General features: G+C 30.8%; 14 protein-coding genes. 2 read left to right on the forward strand and 12 right to left on the reverse strand.

Going from position 1 to position 19994, the window contains the following annotated elements; translation table 11 throughout:
- Positions 1-97: 97 nt before the first annotated feature.
- The 6 genes from LQ609_RS08910 to licT form a co-directional block, all read right to left on the reverse strand.
- Complete coding sequence (locus LQ609_RS08910; RefSeq protein WP_239734605.1) at positions 98-658, reverse strand: TetR/AcrR family transcriptional regulator; 561 nt, start codon at positions 656-658, stop codon at positions 98-100.
- A gap of 295 nt (positions 659-953) precedes the next feature.
- Positions 954-5159, reverse strand: coding sequence for an Ig-like domain-containing protein (locus LQ609_RS08915; protein ID WP_239734606.1), 4206 nt, complete (start codon positions 5157-5159; stop codon positions 954-956).
- A gap of 322 nt (positions 5160-5481) precedes the next feature.
- A complete protein-coding gene (locus LQ609_RS08920) occupies positions 5482-5745 on the reverse strand; it encodes a TDT family transporter (RefSeq protein ID WP_239734607.1) in 264 nt (87 codons plus the stop codon).
- A gap of 23 nt (positions 5746-5768) precedes the next feature.
- Positions 5769-7196, reverse strand: a complete 1428-nt coding sequence (gene ascB / locus LQ609_RS08925; protein ID WP_078357240.1) for a 6-phospho-beta-glucosidase — start codon at positions 7194-7196, stop codon at positions 5769-5771.
- Entirely contained in the window at positions 7193-9067 is a 1875-nt protein-coding gene (gene ascF, locus LQ609_RS08930; protein ID WP_239734608.1) for a PTS cellobiose/arbutin/salicin transporter subunit IIBC, read from the reverse strand. Before ascF ends, ascB begins: the two co-directional genes overlap by 4 nt.
- Positions 9068-9244: 177 nt before the next feature.
- Positions 9245-10087: a BglG family transcription antiterminator LicT gene (licT, locus tag LQ609_RS08935; protein ID WP_078357238.1), complete on the reverse strand. Its 843-nt coding sequence runs from the start codon at positions 10085-10087 to the stop codon at positions 9245-9247.
- A 171-nt stretch (positions 10088-10258) separates the two neighbouring features.
- On the opposite strand from licT, the gene LQ609_RS08940 reads away from it, so the two are divergent.
- Both LQ609_RS08940 and LQ609_RS08945 read left to right on the forward strand, forming a co-directional pair.
- A complete protein-coding gene (locus LQ609_RS08940; RefSeq protein WP_239734609.1) occupies positions 10259-10735 on the forward strand; it encodes a nucleoside deaminase in 477 nt (158 codons plus the stop codon).
- A gap of 108 nt (positions 10736-10843) precedes the next feature.
- Positions 10844-11806, forward strand: a complete 963-nt coding sequence (locus LQ609_RS08945; protein ID WP_239734610.1) for a tRNA dihydrouridine synthase — start codon at positions 10844-10846, stop codon at positions 11804-11806.
- A 172-nt stretch (positions 11807-11978) separates the two neighbouring features.
- Here the strand turns inward: LQ609_RS08945 and LQ609_RS08950 are convergent, their stop codons facing one another.
- The 6 genes from LQ609_RS08950 to LQ609_RS08975 all read right to left on the reverse strand — a co-directional run bounded on the left by LQ609_RS08950 (position 11979) and on the right by LQ609_RS08975 (position 19980).
- Positions 11979-12956: an alpha/beta hydrolase fold domain-containing protein gene (locus tag LQ609_RS08950; RefSeq protein ID WP_411815213.1), complete on the reverse strand. Its 978-nt coding sequence runs from the start codon at positions 12954-12956 to the stop codon at positions 11979-11981.
- A gap of 414 nt (positions 12957-13370) precedes the next feature.
- Positions 13371-15098, reverse strand: coding sequence for an NERD domain-containing protein (locus LQ609_RS08955; protein ID WP_239734611.1), 1728 nt, complete (start codon positions 15096-15098; stop codon positions 13371-13373).
- Positions 15099-15373: 275 nt separating this feature from the next.
- Positions 15374-17074 carry an ATP-binding protein gene (locus LQ609_RS08960; protein ID WP_239734612.1) on the reverse strand — a complete coding sequence of 567 codons (1701 nt, stop codon included), beginning with the start codon at positions 17072-17074 and terminating at the stop codon, positions 15374-15376.
- Positions 17067-18383: an SIR2 family protein gene (locus LQ609_RS08965; RefSeq protein ID WP_239734613.1), complete on the reverse strand. Its 1317-nt coding sequence runs from the start codon at positions 18381-18383 to the stop codon at positions 17067-17069. Before LQ609_RS08965 ends, LQ609_RS08960 begins: the two co-directional genes overlap by 8 nt.
- A 39-nt stretch (positions 18384-18422) precedes the next feature.
- On the reverse strand, positions 18423-18902 hold the full coding sequence (rlmH, locus tag LQ609_RS08970) for a 23S rRNA (pseudouridine(1915)-N(3))-methyltransferase RlmH (RefSeq protein WP_239734614.1): 480 nt from the start codon (positions 18900-18902) through the stop codon (positions 18423-18425).
- Positions 18903-19197: 295 nt separating this feature from the next.
- Positions 19198-19980 (reverse strand): MBL fold metallo-hydrolase, encoded by a 783-nt coding sequence (locus tag LQ609_RS08975; protein ID WP_107509124.1) that lies wholly within the window; start codon positions 19978-19980, stop codon positions 19198-19200.
- Between the last annotated feature and the right edge of the window lie 14 nt (positions 19981-19994).

Here is a 19994-nt window from a genome sequence, read left to right on the forward strand (position 1 = left end):
ATTAGTATTTAACAAATTTATTTATTTGCTAAATACAAACCTTTTAGATTATACAATAAATTTTATGGAAAATATACACTAAATTAAAAATTTTTTATTATTTAAAGTCGTTTTCAGAAACAGAATCGATTCCACTCATGATCATTTTTATATAAACCGATAAAATACGGTCATCTTTAGCAATATTATTATCTAAAATCTCTTCTTTAATATAAAAATCTACAATCCCCATTATATATTTTACTTTAAATAATGAGCTTGCTGATTCATCGTTAAACAACTTAAGTGCAATAACTTTTCTAAATGGCTTATAACCTGTACGCAAACTATTCATCCATTCACTTTCACTCGTAGCAGCTAATAAATTATTCATTATTTGTCGTTTTTCAATCGAAAAATCTATAAAAATATTAAAAAGATCAATAATCATAGCATCAGTGCTTTTCTGATTATCTAGTTGATTAATTTGATATTCTATTTCGTTGATTAACATCATACCGATAATATCGATTAATTGGCTTTTATGTTCAAAATAGTAATAAAAAGTCCCTTTACCTAAACCAGCAGTTCGACAAATATCAGCTACCTTTAAATCATGGTATCCCCTTTCAACTAATAATTCCTTTGCAGTTTCTATAATTAAATTTCTTGTTTCCAAAAAAATTCATCCCTTTTCTTTGTAAGCTTTAATTAAACATCTCATTTAACTAAATATCCATTTAAAAATACTTCAACTCAACAATGTCTATAAATTATACAACATATCTATTAATTATCAATTTATTTTTTATATTTAAAATATAAGTTTTGGTTTTGAAATTTTCTTATAAAAACTAGATATAAGCGCATATTCAATCTATTCATCTACTAACAATATAATATTAGAGGCTGAGACATTTCCTTGTCCCAGCCCCTAATAAATTTCCTTACTTGAAGAAATCCACCAATATAAATTAATTATTATCCGTATTTTTTCTACGTCTACCTCTTAATAAAGCAATACCAGCAAGCGCGGCAAGGCCAGAAACCAATCCATTATTAGTAGCAACCTCACCTGTATCTGGCAATTTATTACCATGATCTTTGTTGTGATCATCTTGTTGTTTATTCGTGTTAGAAATCTCATCATCCTCATTTAAAGCATCCGAAGATAAAGTTTCAAATTCACTTAATGAGTCATTTTCACTAATTGATTCGGACTCACTCAATGACTCGAACTCGCTAATAGACTCTGATTCGCTATATGAATCACTCTCACTAATAGACTCTGACTCACTATAAGAATCACTTTCACTAACAGATTCTGATTCACTAATTGATTCGGACTCGCTTAATGATTCACTCTCACTATTTGGTTCTGATTCGGACTCACTTAATGAATCTGATTCGCTAATTGACTCGGATTCGCTTAACGATTCTGACTCACTAATTGATTCTGATTCGCTTATTGATTCTGATTCACTCAATGATTCACTTTCACTAATTGATTCTGACTCACTAATAGATTCCGATTCACTGATAGACTCGGATTCACTTAATGATTCGCTTTCGCTGATCGATTCGGATTCACTAATAGATTCCGATTCGCTTATTGATTCTGATTCACTGATAGATTCCGACTCGCTTAATGATTCTGATTCGCTTAATGACTCGGACTCGCTAATTGATTCTGATTCACTTAATGATTCGCTCTCACTAATAGATTCTGACTCACTGATTGACTCTGATTCACTTATTGATTCGCTTTCGCTAATAGATTCCGATTCACTGATCGATTCTGATTCGCTTATAGATTCAGATTCGCTAATTGATTCTGATTCACTTATTGATTCTGATTCACTGATAGATTCTGATTCACTAATAGACTCGGACTCACTTAATGATTCTGACTCACTAATTGATTCTGACTCGCTGATTGATTCGGATTCGCTTAATGACTCGGACTCGCTAATTGATTCTGATTCACTGATTGACTCTGACTCGCTGATTGATTCCGATTCACTGATCGATTCTGACTCACTAATTGATTCTGACTCGCTTATTGATTCTGACTCGCTTATTGATTCTGATTCGCTAATAGATTCTGATTCGCTTATTGATTCTGATTCACTTAATGATTCTGACTCACTAATTGATTCAGACTCGCTGATTGATTCGGATTCACTAATTGATTCCGATTCACTAATTGATTCCGATTCACTAATAGATTCCGATTCACTAATAGATTCCGATTCACTAATAGATTCCGATTCACTAATAGATTCCGATTCACTAATAGATTCCGATTCACTAATTGATTCCGATTCACTAATTGATTCCGATTCACTAATTGATTCCGATTCACTAATAGATTCCGATTCACTAATAGATTCCGATTCACTGATTGATTCTGATTCACTTATAGATTCGGACTCGCTAATAGACTCGGATTCACTGATTGATTCTGATTCACTTATAGATTCGGACTCACTAATTGATTCACTTTCGCTTATTGATTCTGACTCACTAATTGATTCGGATTCGCTTATAGATTCAGATTCGCTGATTGATTCGCTGATTGACTGTGACAAACTAACTGACTCTGAGTCACTCAAAGACACACTTTGACTGATTGATTCGGATTCGCTTATAGATTCAGATTCACTGATTGATTCTGACTCACTTATAGACTCTGATTCGCTTATAGATTCAGATTCACTGATTGATTCTGACTCACTTATAGACTCTGATTCGCTTATTGATTCTGACTCACTTATAGACTCTGATTCGCTTATTGATTCTGACTCACTTATAGACTCTGATTCGCTTATTGACTGTGACAAACTAACTGACTCTGAGTCACTCAAAGACACACTTTGACTGATTGATTCGGATTCGCTCAATGATTCACTTTCGCTGATTGATTCGGATTCGCTCAATGATTCGCTTTCGCTAATTGATTCGGACTCACTCAATGATTCACTTTCACTAATTGATTCACTTTCACTAATTGATTCTGACTCACTCAATGATTCACTTTCGCTAATTGATTCTGACTCACTTAATGATTCACTTTCACTAATTGATTCTGACTCACTTAACGACTCACTTTCACTAACTGACTCTGAGTCACTTATAGATATACTTTCACTGATCGATTCGCTTATTGATTGGGATTCTCCTTCACCTTCTGCTGAGTTATCCGTTAATTCAATATAGTTATAAAAACTCACTGAGTTATATATTCCATTTTGACTTGTAGAGTGCATATCTACTGACTGTATTAAGTCTTTATTGACCGCTTCATTTTCTTTAGAGATTACTTTTATTATATATGTTGTGCCATATATATTACCAAAGTTTATGCCAACAGCATTTTGATAATTTGTAAAATAAAATTGATCAGTTACATCAATAAGATTCTCAGCATCATTGTAATAACTGTCATTTAAAGCAACGCCATTTTTAACTTTATAAATCACAATTTGAGTATTTGAATTTATTTGGGCTGAACTATCACCTAAATCATTCTTGTAACCTCTAATGTACACTTCAGAATAATATGCATTCTTTTTCTTAGGATTAATATAAATCGTTTGTTCGTATTTTTTTGTCTCGCTATTATAGTGCGTATACGATGAACCAATATTTGATGATGCTTCTTCTATAATACCGTTTTCGTAAATAACTCTAACATTTTTTGATACTACATTATCACCAAAAGTATAAGTAATCGTTTCGTTTGAATTATTTCGAACAGTATCTCTATTGATATATTGTGAAAATTTCAAACTACCACTAATACTCGCTTTATCTTCTACAAAATCAGTAAATGTATATTTATATTCTCTTGTTTTAGGATCATATATCCCTATAGCTATAATATTGCCATTCTTATCTTTAATTACTGGTGCACTTGAATTTTGATGATTTAAATCGTCATTAATAGTGTTAGCAGAACCTTTAATAATAAAATAATCACCTTTTTTAACTGAAGAATTAGTTTTGAACGAAGTTAAAAGATTATAACTTTCAGCATTTAAAGGTTTAACTGTATTATTTTTTACGTTTATTGTAGTGTTAGTAAAATCTATTTGATTTGTCACATTATTACCACTTGCATTAGCACTTAGACTTCTTTTAGATCTCAAACTTGAACTTTCTTTTTTTACAGAACTTGTTGTTACAGTTGGTGTAGTCTCTTCTTTCAGAACATTATATTTCAAAGCAAGCATCAAAATTTGCTTTTTAATTTCTTCTTCTGATAATTCACTTATATTTTTAGGTAAATATTTATTAATCTTAGCTTGGTCATCTTTGCCAATGTTGTTCTCTGTATAGAAACCATTCACTATTTTCTCGTTTCTACTAGCAGGTTGAGAAACAGTGCTTTTCTCAGAAGGCGTATTGCTTCTACTTTTCGATTTTTCTTCTGTTACTTGAATTGGTTCTTTTTTCACTGTTGTTTCATTCGATTGTTCTTCTTCTTTAGTAGTTACTTCTGGTTTTTCTTGTTCTTTATCTTGAACTACTTTATTGTCTTCTGGTTTTTCTTCCGGTTTTACTTCTTCTGATTCTTGCACTACTTCTTTATCTTCTGTGTTTACTTCCGGTTTTACTTCTTCTGTTTCTTGGACTGCTTCTTTATCTTCTGTGTTTACTTCCGGTTTTACTTTTTCTGTCTCTTGTACTACTTCTTTATCTTCTGTGTTTACTTCTGGTTTTTCTGCTTCTGTTTCTTGCACTGTTTCTTTATCTTCTGTGTTTGCTTCTGGTTTTACTGCTTCTGTTTCTTGTACTGCTTCTTTATCTTCTGTGTTTACTTCTGGTTTTACTGCTTCTGTTTCTTGTACTGCTTTATTATCTTCCGAGCTTACTTCCGGTTTCACATCTTCTGTTTCTTGTACTGGTTCACTAGCTTTTTGATCTATGCTTGGCTTTATTTCTTCTCTAGCTGGTGATATTTCAACGTTCCCATTATTACTTTCTTGATGAACCTTATTGAAATCTACTACTTGCTGTTCTTCCGATGCCTCTGCCTTATTATCATTTGATAATGCAATGACCATTAATGCACCTACAAGTGCTGATGCTATCCCGTTTGAAAATTTACGAATTGAGTACTTATTAATGCGATTAGGCAAAAAATCAAGTCGTTTGTTGTTCTTTTTATTGTTCAAAAACCCTACCTCCATATTTTTTATTTAGAATAAATCTCCCGTAATTAAGTTAATAAATATCACAAAAATAAAATTTATAATTTATTTTGTGTTTTACATGATATTTTATTCGCAATAATTTGTCGTCTAAAAAATCGTGCTTTTTTATATTACATAATTGTCTTGTAATTTTCCACTACTTTTTTTAATAAATATCAAATTTTATTAATAATCTACATATTTTAAAAAGTGTAGATTATTTTTTAATATTTAGACAATTAATACAAAAGCTCTCTACCTCAATTTATTTATCAAGGTAGAGAGCATATAATAAATGATCAGTTTAACTATAAACGACATCTTTAGTAATTAAGAACATCATATATTTGTATAGGACATAGAGCACGATGATTCCTGCCCATATAATTTCTATAACGAATAGCACATTGAAACCGTTAGATAATATATCAATAAAATAAATTTTATGATTCACATTGTATAATGAAGCTGCCGTAGTGACCCATGGGAATGTTAGTGCTGAAAAGGAAACTTTAAATCCATTTTGAATAATTTTAGGTAAAAATATTAAAGCAAAACTTCTGCGCAATCCAGAAGTTTTGCCTTAACTCATCAATTTATTTCTATTCCATTTTGTGCTATCACTTGTTTATACCAATCAAATGATTTTTTCTTTCTTCGTTCTAATGTTCCGTTACCAGCATTATCTTTATCAACATAAATCATACCGTATCGTTTACTCATTTCGCCTGTTGATGCTGATACTAAATCAATAATTCCCCAACTGATATAACCTAGTAGTGGTACGCCATCTTGTATGCCATCATACATTGCGTCGATGTGTTGTTGCATATAATCAATTCGGTAATCATCTTGTATAGTACCGTCCGCTTCTATTTTATCTTTTGCTCCTAATCCATTTTCTACGACAAATAGTGGTTTCTCAAATCTTTCATATATTTGATTCATTGTAATTCTTAATCCAAGTGGATCTATGACCCATCCCCAATCACTCATTTTTAAGTAAGGGTTTTTGGCGGATACAATAATGTTGCCTTCGTTTGCTTCTACTCTTGATATATCTGCAATAGATGTTCGAGATGCATAATAACTAAACGCGACAAAATCAACGGTTTGCTTTAATATTTCTTTATCACTTTCACTGATTTCAATATTGATTCCTTTAGATTTAAAGAATGCATCCATGTAATAAGGATATTTTCCTTTTGCTTGTACATCTACAAAGAATGTATTTGTTCTCTCATCATTCATTGATTGCCAAACATCTTCTGGGTTACAGCTATAAGGATAGAAACTACCGCCTGCGATCATACAACCAATTTGTGCTTTCGGTGTGATACGATGACAACTTTCTACAGATTTAGCACTTGCAACTAACATATAATGTGCTGCTTGATATAATAGTTCTTCTCTATTTTCAGTTTCATCAAAGTTTAAGCCACCGCCTGAAAATGGACTGTGTAACACAACATTGATTTCATTAAATGGAATCCAATAGTTCACGTATTCTCCAAAGCTTTCAAAACATGTTTCTGCAAATTTAACATATAAATCGATTGTTTCTCTATTCTTCCAACCGTTGTACTTTTCAACAATCCCCATCGGAATATCAAAATGTGCAAGTGTTACGAGTAACGCCATATTATGTTCTTTACATGTCTTAAATAAATCAGTGTAATAATCAATACCTGCTTGATTCGGTGTTGATTCATCACCATTCGGATAAATTCTACTCCAAGAAATAGATGTTCTAAAAACTTTCAATCCCATTTCAGCAAGCATCGCAATATCTTCTTTATAATGATGATAAAAATCAATACCAGTATGGCTTGGATAATATTCTTCATCACTTAGTTCGGATTTTTTATTTCCTATTTTAATGTCTCGTCGATTAGCACCATGAGGGATTAAGTCTATATTACTTAACCCTCTGCCACCTTCAGTCCATGCACCTTCAGTTTGGTTGGCTGCTATAGCACCACCCCAAAGGAAATTTTCTGGAAAAGTCTTTATTGTCATGATTTAACCGCTCCTAATATTGATGTATATGCTTCAACGTCCGCTCTGTCAAATGATGTAATAGATTCATAGTCTTCTGTATTTGTAATGACTACGATTGTTGTAGGATCATAACCCGCTTCAATAATTTGAGCTAAATCATATGTTCCAACTACATCACCAACATTGACATGGTCTCCTTGTTCAACTGCAGTTGTGAATGGTTCACCATTTAATTTCACTGTATCAATACCTACATGAATTAATACTTCTATTCCACTATCACCAGTAATACCAATAGCATGGTTAGTAGGGAAGACTGAAGTCACTGTACCCGTTACTGGTGCATATATTGTATTACCTGTTGGTTCAATCGCGATACTCTTTCCAATTACTTCTCTACTAAAGACATCATCTTGCACACTTGAAATTGGTTTGATTATACCTTCAATTGGTGAAGCAACCGTAATATTATCTTTCGTACCTAAATCTAATAATTCATCTTCTGATTCTGGAATATCTTCAAATCCAATCACTAAAGTTAAAATAAATGACAGTACAACTGATAATACCATTACAACAACTACCCATAAAATACTCATTGGATTATCTTGATCTATAAACTGAACACTCGTAAATAGTCCAGGTGCTGCCATAGAATGACTCGCAAGTCCTGCTAAACCGGCCACTGCACCTGCCACAAAGCCTGTAATAACTGATGCAATCATTGGACGTTTTAGTCGAATCGCTACCCCATATAATGCAGGTTCAGTAATACCAGCGATAATTGCAGATGACGCTGCTGCTAATGATGTTTGTCTTAATTCCCTATTTTTTGTCTTAAGTGCTACTGCAAGTGAAACCCCACCAAGAGATAAGTTTGCACCAATCTCAGATGGCATAACCATAGCTTCTTCACCAGTTTCTGCAATTGTTTGAACAATCGTTGGTGTGAACACACGGTGCATACCTGTCATAACTAATAATGGCCATAACGCACCAACAATTGCTACTGCTAAGAATCCTAATTTATCATGTACAAAGAATACAATTTCAGATAACCCTGTACCTATTAAAATACCCGTAGGTCCAACAATAATAATTGCAATAGGTGCTGCAATTAATAAGATTAACATTGGTTTTAAGAAATTCTTCATTACGATTGGTGTAATACGATCTGCAAAATCTTCAATATATTTCAGCAACCATGTCATAACAATTGCTGGAATAATTGTATACGTATATTTTACTGACATAACTGGAACAAATGCGAATGTTGCTTCTTTTCCTTCAGCTGCTTTTTCCATAATTTCCATAAATACTGGGTGAACCATGACGCCTGCTATTGCGAGTGCTAAGAATACGTTACTGTTAAACTTCCTAGCTGCAGATACTGCGACTAACATTGGTAAGAAGAAGAATGGTGCATCTCCTATAGTATTTAAAATATTATAAGTTGAACTATCAACAGATAATACGCCTGTCATATTCAAAAGCATTGCTAATAATTTAATCATAGACCCACCAATAATGGCAGGAATTAATGGTGACATCGTACCAATAATAGCATCTAATATATTAATACCAACTTGTTTAAATGTTAATTTTTTCTTTTCAACAGGTTCGTTACTTTTAGCGCCACCGCTTACACCTAATTTCATTAACTCAGTATATGTTTGTGAAACGTTATTACCAACGATAACTTGGTATTGTCCACCCTGTTTACGTAAACCCATTACCCCATCAATATTTTTTATGTTCTCATCTTTTGCTTTACTCTCATCCTTTAACACAAATCTTAAACGTGTCATACAATGTGTTAAATTCTTTACATTACCACTTCCGCCGATATTTTTTAGTATTTCATCAGCCATTTTTTGATCATTTGCCATTACTTTCACTCCCGTCTTGTTTAGAACAATAAAAAAAGACCTAAACCACAAATAGATACACTTATCCTAAGATAAATTCATCTATTAATGGTTTAGGTCTCGCCTGCCGAACAGTTACAATCCTAAACAATTAATTGTTTATTTTGTTTTTCTTAACATAAATATATCACAAAATCATCAATTGTCAACGCTTACATTTCTAGATATTAATCTTTGTATATGAATCGTTAAATATAAAGCTTCGTCGTGTGTCATTTCATATTGATATTTTTTCAATAAAAATACTTCAATCTTCTTCACACATTTATACGCATCTTTATACTTCTCTTTCACAATATCGAACAGTTCAAATTCGTTTGTATTCAGCGGTTTCTTAGAAATGATACGCTGTGCAAGAAATTTCAAATGCGTCATAAATCTAAAGTAAGTTAAACTCTCTTCATCAAAATCCAACCTAAAATGATACTTCACTAAACTTAAAATATTCTGCACCATTTCTGTCACTTGATTAAAATCTGCAAAATTATTATGTTCTGCATTTAATAAATGTATTGCGATGAACCCCGCTTCATCAGTTAATAATTTAACGCCTACAATTTCTTCAATCCAGTCCAAAGCACGTAAACCAATCTCATACTCAGTAGGATAGAATTTCTTAATTTCCCATAACAAGCCATTCTTTATAGCCATACCTTCACGTTGACGTTCAATAGCAAAGTTAATATGATCAGTAAGTGCAACATAAATCGTATCACTTAAATCTTTATTATATTCATTCTTCGCAACCTCAATAATCTTTTCGACCGCTTGAACAACTTCAATTGGTACTTCAATTAATAACGTTTTAAAGCGCTCAGATATTTCTTGGTTATTCAATTCAAAAATCTTTTCAATCTTTGACTCCTCTACAATATCGCCTTCTTGCTTACGAAACCCAATCCCTTTCCCCATCACAACACGTTCTTGGTTGTTTTGGGTGACACTAATCACATTATTATTAATGATTTTATTTATCTTCATATGACACCCCTTATTGTAGTAAATACATTTTCCCATAACGATAGAATGAATATCAATATAATAACGGATTTAGTTGTCCAATGTCTATGTTTTGATTATCTAAATAAATACTATTCATTTGTAATTACCTATGTATTTCATTAAAATTATAATAATTAAGGAGGCTATTAGATGATTAGTCAATCTGATATTACTTATTTAAAACGATGTGTAGCGTTAGCAGAACAAGCATTGAATAAAGGTGATGAACCGTTTGGATCTATTTTAGTAAGTTCTGAAAGTGACATTATATTTGAAGATCATAATCATGTTAGTGGTGGTGATCATACAAGACACCCTGAGTTTGAAATAGCAAAATGGGCAGCAAATCATTTATCACCTGAAGAACGCAAGCTAGCAACGGTTTACACTTCAGGTGAACACTGCCCGATGTGTGCCGCTGCACATGGTTGGGTAGGTCTTGGTAGAATCGTTTATGCAAGTTCTTCTGAACAACTAAATACATGGTTAAGTGAAATCGGTGCACCTCCATCACCAGTAAAAAGTTTACCAATCCATCAAATTATTGAAAATGCAGACGTCGATGGTCCAGTTCAAGAATTAGCAGAAAAAGTTCACGCGTTACATTTGAAATTACACAAGAAATAATTCGATTTTTTAATCATCAACATCCTTTTGTGTAAATTGAAAATTTGTGGTAATATCATCATGGACAAAAAGTCGAGATATTAATAGAAAAGAAGGTTTAAATATATTATGAAAGAAAATTTTTGGAGTGAATTACCACGTCCATTTTTTATATTGGCACCTATGGAAGATGTAACTGATATCGTCTTTCGTCATGTTGTCAGTGAAGCTGCTAGGCCAGATGTGTTTTTCACTGAATTTACAAATACTGAAAGCTTTTGTCACCCTGAAGGTATTCACAGTGTTCGTGGTCGCTTAACTTTTAGTGAAGATGAACAGCCTATTGTCGCTCATATATGGGGAGACAAACCTGAGCATTTCCGAGAAATGAGTATCGGTATGGCAGAGATGGGCTTTAAAGGTATTGATTTGAATATGGGTTGTCCAGTAGCTAATGTTGCTGGCAAAGGTAAAGGGTCTGGCTTGATTCTACGACCTGAAACTGCAGCTGAAATTATTCAAGCAGCTAAAGCGGGTGGTCTACCGGTGAGTGTTAAAACTCGCCTCGGTTACTATAAAATAGAAGAGTGGAAAGATTGGCTAAAGCATGTCTTTGAACAAGACATAGCAAACTTATCTATACACTTACGTACGCGTAAAGAAATGAGTAATGTAGATGCACACTGGGAATTAATCGAAGAAGTCAAAAATTTGCGTGACGAGATCGCACCAAATACATTGCTAACGATAAACGGTGATATACCAGATAGAAAAACAGGTCTTGAACTTGCAACAAAATATGGCATTGATGGTGTAATGATTGGAAGAGGTATTTTCCATAATCCCTTTGCCTTTGAAAAAGAACCACGCGAACATACGAGTAAAGAATTATTAGATCTGTTGAGATTACACTTAACATTGTTCGAAAAATATTCTACAAATGAAGCTAAACAATTTAAAAGTTTACGCAGATTCTTTAAAATCTATGTACGTGGCATGAGAGGTGCTGGCGAACTGCGCAATCAATTGATGAATACAAACACAGCAGACGAAGTTCGAGCATTACTCGATGAGTTTGAAGCACAAATGTAAACTGTTATATAAATTTTAATTATAGCGATTCGAAGACTACAGACTGAGAACATGCCCGCGGAAAGCATGCGCATAAAAAAATGCCGGCAAAGTATAAGACTTTGTCGACACTCAAAAAGAGCTCATCTGACATTATAGATGAGCTCTTTTTTATATACATAATTAATTTCCATTATTCAGTTCTCTCGATAATATCTTTAATTTGATCTAAAAACTGCGTTCTTTCCGGTATATTTAATATTGGATGAACGTGGAACAAATTCAGTCCTGGTAAGAAATCATGCACGATGTTTTTTAAATTTAACATGTTAGAAAATTTAACTGCGTCTGGATATAAAGCTTCTTTCGTACCTATTGAAATTGTAATATGACCTAAGCCTTCTAGATCTCCGAACATTGGAGAAATTCTCCAATTATCAATCGGCGTATCTCCTGCCCAGAGTTCTATAATATATTTGCTTCCTGGTGTAGCTAACATTGGATCGATTTTTTCATATACATACGTTTCGGGATTAGATAATGTAGCATCGAGAATTGGCGAAATTAATACAATATTACTCGGTTGCGCTAATCCTAACGTTTTAATATATTGAGAAAATGATAATGATATTTGTCCACCCGCAGAATCTCCCATGATTATAATTTGACTTGTGTCCTCATTATTCAAAATATCATTTTTGTAAATTTCTTCGAGTAAGTCAAATGTTTCTTTGTACGTAGCGTGAGGTGTTTTAGGATATATAGGCATCATCACTTTAGCGTCAATTTCTGTCGCAAGTTTATCAACAAATTCAAAATGAGCTTTGAAAGGATCTTTAAACCAAGCACCACCATGTATATATAAAACAACCTTTTGCTTCGAATTAGGTTTATCATTCACAATATATATCTTCGACCCTTGTAACGTTTCTACTTGGACACTATTTTTGAATTTATAATTTGTCCCTTCAAATTCTCCAGCCGTTTGATACTTTACTTTATTAATTTCATTTTTAGCATTTTCTATACTTAAGTAAGGTTTCTTCATTTTCATTATTCTAATCATCATTTCATAAAGAAAACTTTTAAAACTACGCTTTTCTTTCAATCTAACATAACCAAACAAAGCCATAACACTTAAACTAATGAATACAATTATCTTCTTAAACAAAATATAACCCCCATATCATTCATTATATCGTTGCACCTTGTTCATTTAAAGCTTTAGCATATCTTCATAAGTATCAGTGAAATCGACATTTTTTTAAAAAAAGTATAAAGTAGTAAAAACCAATCACTTATTAGTTAATTTGCTAAAAACTCAATCAATATAAGTTAATTATACTTGCTACTCTTATAACCTTAATTCACTAACTACATGATTTAGCTCTTCCAAATTATAATTACTTACTTCATTCTTTAAATTTTTGTTTATAGTTAATGATTGTTATCTATTTATAAATTAAATCATTTCAATATTCGAATTATTTGACCATCTGGATTTTATTATTGCAATTATATTACCTTAAATAAATATTTTTTATAGTACACTTTCACTAAATATTTTATAAAGAGTACACGAATTTTATTCAATTAACTTTATAGAATATTTTTCAAAAAGTTTATTCTTCATTGGCTCATCATTAGTTCCTAATGATTGTTTGAAATTATTTTTTTGTTTTTGACTAAACAACAAAAAACTTTCTGTTATATGTCTTGCTCTTGATAATGCAATGTAATATAAGTTTTTTTCTTTTTCATTATCAAAAATAGAATCAGGAACATCTATAATAAATACAACTTCCGCTTCCAACCCTTTGAATTTTCTAGCAGTAGTTAACAAAATTTGATTATCCTTTTCCTCAATACTTACATTTAAACCTTCAAATCTTTTTTCATCTAATTCATAAGAAGAGTTTAATGATAGTATAACCATATCTTTATAATCTATACCTTTATCCTTATAAAAAGAGATTTTTTCTTTAAGTTTATCAAATAAATCCACTGGATTATCTTGAATATATAGTTGTGGATACATACCTCTTACTTCATATTTAGATTTTGTTTTATCTATAAAATTTAATTTTGAAATAGCTTCAGTAATTTCAACTGTATTTCTACAATTATTAAACAATTTGCATCTAGGTGCTTCGAATTCAAGTAACCATTCATCAGAATTATTATCATTATGTTTCTGGTTAATATCATAAAAAACATAGAAATTCCCATTTTTTTCTTTAACAATATTAGAAAATAAATCTAATATTTCATAACTAAAATCTTGGGCTTCATCGATAATAATATTAGAAAATGGAAAATCATTAATATTTGAAAGGATATTTGTTAATAAATCTATCTGTACTTCTTTAGTTAGTTTTTTACAGAATGATTTATGATAATAATAATATAAATTATGTAAATTCATAACTTTAACGCCACTATCATTTTTATCTAAGTAATTCACAAAATATTCTTTTAAAAAACGATTAAAACAAATAATCAAAGTATCTTCATTAGACTTAGTTAAATCCTTTGCCTTTTCCAAAGCTAGAATAGATTTTCCAGTACCTGCCATTCCTTCTACAAGTACAACTTTGTTTTCTTCAAACATTTTCATTGCTTCCATTTGATCTAGAGTCATCGCTTTAAAAACTTCTTTGTGCAATTGAAATAATTCATTCATTGGTACAACAGCAGAAAAATGTGGAGCTATTGTATTCAAAACTGCATTAATTGCACTTTCATTTCTCTCTATATATTTTTTCTTAATTTGTTGATTTTTAAATATTGAAATTAATGTTTCTTCAACATTATCTATATCATCTTTCCATAAAGTACGTTTATATAAACGATAATTTATTGGTAGCTCTCCAGAAGTATTCTTTTTAGTAATATCAGTAAACCAGACGCATGAGTTTATTGCATAACTTGAAAAACCTTTAGGATAATTCTTCTTTAATTCTGCAATCAATTGATATTTAGCGCTTCTTATTTGAGCCAATGGATCAATATACTTATAACCATCTTTTTCTTTTGTGACGATATTCGCATTCTGTTGCTGTTTTATTCTTCCATTTTCACAAATTATATTTCCACTTTTAACTTCAATACATAAAATTCCATAATGTGGATTAAAAACAATAAAATCAAATTCTTTATCTAATAAATATCCATCTATTTTTACAGGTATATGCATAGAATGAAAAATATAAAAGTCATCACTTAATGATTTAAATTTCTCATATAATATTTTTTCACCACGACTTTGATTAAACTCTGTACTAAACCTATCATCAGGAATTAAATAAACCATAACAATTCTCCTTTACTTTATATAATTCTCTTAATATAAATTATTGAACTTTTATAAGTATAATAATCTTAAAAATGGAATTGCCTTCTCTGATAATAAGATTACAAAGAACTTTATAGCAAACCCTTTTAGCATGAAAATCTTTTCTATATATAACATTTGCAGTTTCGCACTCATTTTCTCTAAAATACTGCTATTCACTCTACCTTCTAGATTCTGATATTTTTACTTTCAATATCATTCATATAAATCATCTTCAACCAATATGACCAAGACTATTTTTTAGAGCTTTGTATATAAACTATTTCGGGCGTTAGAGTGATATTTTTAGAAAATTCTTCAAATATATCTATTTCCACTGGAATTGGGAACAACTCACCTACTATATAGGCTGTCCCTGTGGGTAAATAAGAAAAACGATTTAATTGAAATTTGTTTATGTAAGGGATAGTGTTTAATAAATAATCTAAATCCACGTTATTTTTTATCCTATGAACTATATAATTATTACATTGTGATAAAACAGTAGATGATAGTTCACTTGGCCTTTGACTTGATAACATTAAAAAACACCCGAATTTCCTACCCTCTCTGGCTATTTTTTTAAACACTTCTACTTCATTAAATTGACTACTTTCTTTTAATTTGGATATATATCTATGTGCCTCTTCAAAAATGAAAACGTTAACTGAACGATTTTCTAATTCCAAGACTTTATTTTTTTCAAATTCTTTTTTTAAAATATATGTAGTAAAAAATAATAATAAATCATCATCTAATTCCGAAACTGAATAAACAATTGATTTCTCATCTATATCAGTATCTTTATTTCCAAATAATTTAGAAAATCGCGTTTGTACATTTTTTATGCGAGTTTCAAGTGTTGCAGAATAAGCTCTTGCTTGGTTATTTCCTTTACTTTCCTCAAGTAAAAATACATAGTTTAATCCCTCTAATAATTTATTGAAATTAGATACATTATATGTTGCCTTTTCAACTACTTCACTTAAAACAGTAATACCATTGACATCATTTACCACGTTTTCTAAACTCTCAATGAAATTTTTTTCTTCAACATTATTCATATTTCCATATGTAGAATCATATGCTTCCACATTAATATTTGTTCCTTGCAATATACTCAAAATCTTAGTACGCTTTGTTACAGCATCTGTTTGTTGATTTCTATATAATTCTAATGCTATATAACACTTCAACCACTTTTCAGTGATTATTTTATTCTCAAGAGCACTGGCATACTTTAATGCCATTTGTAAAATAGGTAATTGTACCAGTTCGGAAGGTTTAATCAAATTTATCCAGTCTTGCATCTCTAATTTTTTAATATTAATTTTAAAATCATTTAGCACATCGACTCTTTTAACTCCGGATATTTTTTGATATTCATCATGAACATCAAATATGTGAAAATATAAATTTTTAGTGTTTTGATTATTAATTTTTGAAATAATTTGGCGCACTGTTGTAGATTTCCCCGACCCTGTATTTCCAATTATTGCTGTATGATTCGTTAATAATTTTGTTGTATTAAAACGAGCAGGATATTGATCATCTATGAGTCCAATTGTTATATCTTTTTCATTATGAGAATGTGAAAATACTATTTTCATTTCTTCTTGACTAGTTAAATATACTTTATCTTGTAAAAAAGGATATTTCTTTAAATTAAACTCAATTTTTCCACCCTTAATCATTCCTACTGGTACACACTCGAAATTACCATGATATTTAAATTTAGAGTCCTCTTCATTAGATAATGTGATTTCTTTATCTTCTACTTTTACAACTTGGTATATAAATTTTTCACTATATTCATTTCTTATCGTTACATAATCTATTACACCTTTAGTTATGTATATTTGACCTAACAAGTTGTAATTTAACTTTTCAAAATCACTGACTTCGAATATTAGTTTTTCAAATGTAACGCTAGTAACTTTTCCAATACTATGCATTTATTTCCTCTTCTCCTTTGAGATTATCCAAACCATTATTTTTCAAAAATTTTTCCACAATAAACTGGAAATAATGTACTTTTTGGTCGCCTTTACCTATATTACCGCCAATGACATGTAAATTAAAATTCTTAAAATTATCATAAAAATTCTTCAAGTTTTCTTCTTCAATATCACCAAATATTATTAAATTAAAGTCTTGGTTCTTTAAATTTTGGGCTATTATATTATTGATATGTTCATCTGGAAATCCATATCCTATAATAATCAAAGTAGTATCTTTTTTTTGTAAACAGTTAGAGAATTCTCTGAACAATTCTGAATACGGTGCTTGTGCTGTTTCCTTGTGTTTTAACATAGTTGGGTAAATAACTACTTGATCCTCTTCATCATTAAAATCGATTTGTTGTAATTCACCTTCTTCATTCGATTTCCAATTTATTGAACCATGTATTTTATATAAATTTGCCTCTTTAGCCACTGGTTGCCACTTTTCTTTATACCTATTTGTATCATCTACAACTCGATATTTAAATTGATTAATATCAAATTTTTTAAGTATTGTATTTTGTATACCCGTGGTATAGATAATATTATTATTCTCAAGTGCATACTCATTAAACAAATCATAATTTGTAGTAAAAATTGATACTTTAAATTTTTGCTCAGTTCTTTTATCAAAGACATAACGATAAAAATTTCTATATATTTCATACGTTTCCATACTATATTTTTCATCACCGACTTTAGGAATAGTTTTTATAAACTCTCTTTTTAAAGTAGTAAATACGTTTTTCAATTCTTCATTATTACTATCATAATGAAGTCCATTTTGTATCCAATTTAGTAATTCTTCAATATTATTATAATTAAGATAATAGCAATCTATTATTTTCAATATTTCCTCTTTTAGTTCAAAATCTTGTTCATTTAACCAATCTATATATTCTTTTAAGGTTTTAAATTCTTCATGACATAAATGACTATTTATCATATCTAGCGTTTTTATTTCTTTCTCTTGTGTTTTTTCAGTTACTCTTGCTTCTAGATAATTTGTAAACTCTTTAATTTCTTTTAAATCCAGAAAATTTTTAACATATTGTAAAACTATATCTCTTTCTTCTAATATGCTTTTCATTGTAATAGACATTAAAGGAATTGCACCTGTCGAACATCCTGAACCGATAAATACCGCTAAATTATTTGCTGAAAGTTGTTTATTTATAAATGTAGAGACCTGTTCTTGTTTTTCTTTTGTATTTAAACCTTCCAATAAATCTTTATCCCCATTTAAGTGATAAAATTCCATTTCTTAAATCCTCCCTTAAGTTTTTATAATTTTTTAGTTTCACTTATGATAACTTTCCCCTCGCATTATCTTAAATGCTCTATATACTTGCTCCATCAACACGACTTTCATCATTTGATGTGGGAATGTCATTTTACTGAATGATAGTGCGTAGTTGCTACGTTGTAATACTTTGCTATGTAATCCGTTTGATCCGCCGATGATAAATGTGATGTGTGAGTTTCCTCTTGTCATCAGGCTATCGATTTCTTTACTGAGTTGTTCGCTTGTGAGCATTTTACCTTGTATTTCCAGGGTAATAACGTAACTGTCTTGTTTGATTTTAGACATGATTCTGTCCGCTTCTTTTTCCTTCACGATTTCTATGTCTTTTTCACTCATATTGTCTGGTGCTTTTTCGTCTGCTACTTCGATTAATTCAGTTTTGGTATAGGCGCCTAGTCTTTTATTGTATTCTTCTACGGCTTGTTTCCAGTATTTCTCTTTTAGTTTACCGACTGTTATGATTGTTATTTTCATCATTATCCACCTTTATTCATTATCTTAAAAGTTATCCACAAGTTATTAACTTATACACAGTTTTATTTCTTATTATATCAACAATCGAAAATTTGTGAATGTTTTCTTAATATTTAGTTGTTTATTTTTATACATTTTGTTGTGATTTATCCACTGAATTATATACATTGTGGATAAATCAGTGGATAACCTACTTACTTATACACAAATTGTGGACAGTTGTGTATAACTGTGGGTATATATGTGCACAAACTAAAAAGATATCCCCAATTCTGAAATTGGGGATATCTTTTGTTTATATATAATATATTGGTGTTGCTTTTTCTTTATCTGTGTCACACAGTATGACTTCTTTATTTGTATCTATATCATTTTCATTTAATACTTGTCCTACGCTCATTCTTGCTAAGTCTTTCATATTATTATCTAGACTTAAGTGAGATAGATAAATACGTTTCGTACTTCCTGTTATCACATCACACATGGCATATGCTGCATCTTCATTTGATACGTGACCCATATCACTTAATATACGTTGTTTGGTCTTCCATGGGTATCTACCCATTCTTAACATATCTACATCGTGATTGCTTTCAAATACAAATGCATCACTTCCATGTATCATACCTTTCATTCTGTCTGACACGTATCCTGTATCTGTAATCATTGTTAATTTCTTATAGTCATGATTAAAGATGTAGAATTGTGGATCTATTGCATCATGTGACACACTGAATGATTCAATATCAATACCTGCTAATGTCTTTGTTTCATATGGTTCAAAGTTGAACTTTTGATCAAGTGGTATATTTTTATCTTTAGCATCTATCATTTGCCATGTCTTCTTGTTGGCATAGATAGGCAATTTATACTTTCTTGCAAGCACACCTAATCCTTTTATGTGATCGATATGTTCGTGGGTTACTAAGATGCCTTCTAAGTCGCTGATATTACGGTCTATTTGTTGAAACAGGCCTTCTAATTTTTTACCTGTTAATCCAGCGTCTACGAGTAGGCTTCCATTATCTGATTCTATATAAGTGGCATTTCCTGTACTGCCACTTGCGAGTACGCTCATTGCGATCACAAGTG

It is taken from the genome of Mammaliicoccus sp. G-M28, from assembly GCF_022386595.1.
Classification (GTDB): Bacteria; Bacillota; Bacilli; order Staphylococcales; family Staphylococcaceae; genus Mammaliicoccus; species Mammaliicoccus fleurettii.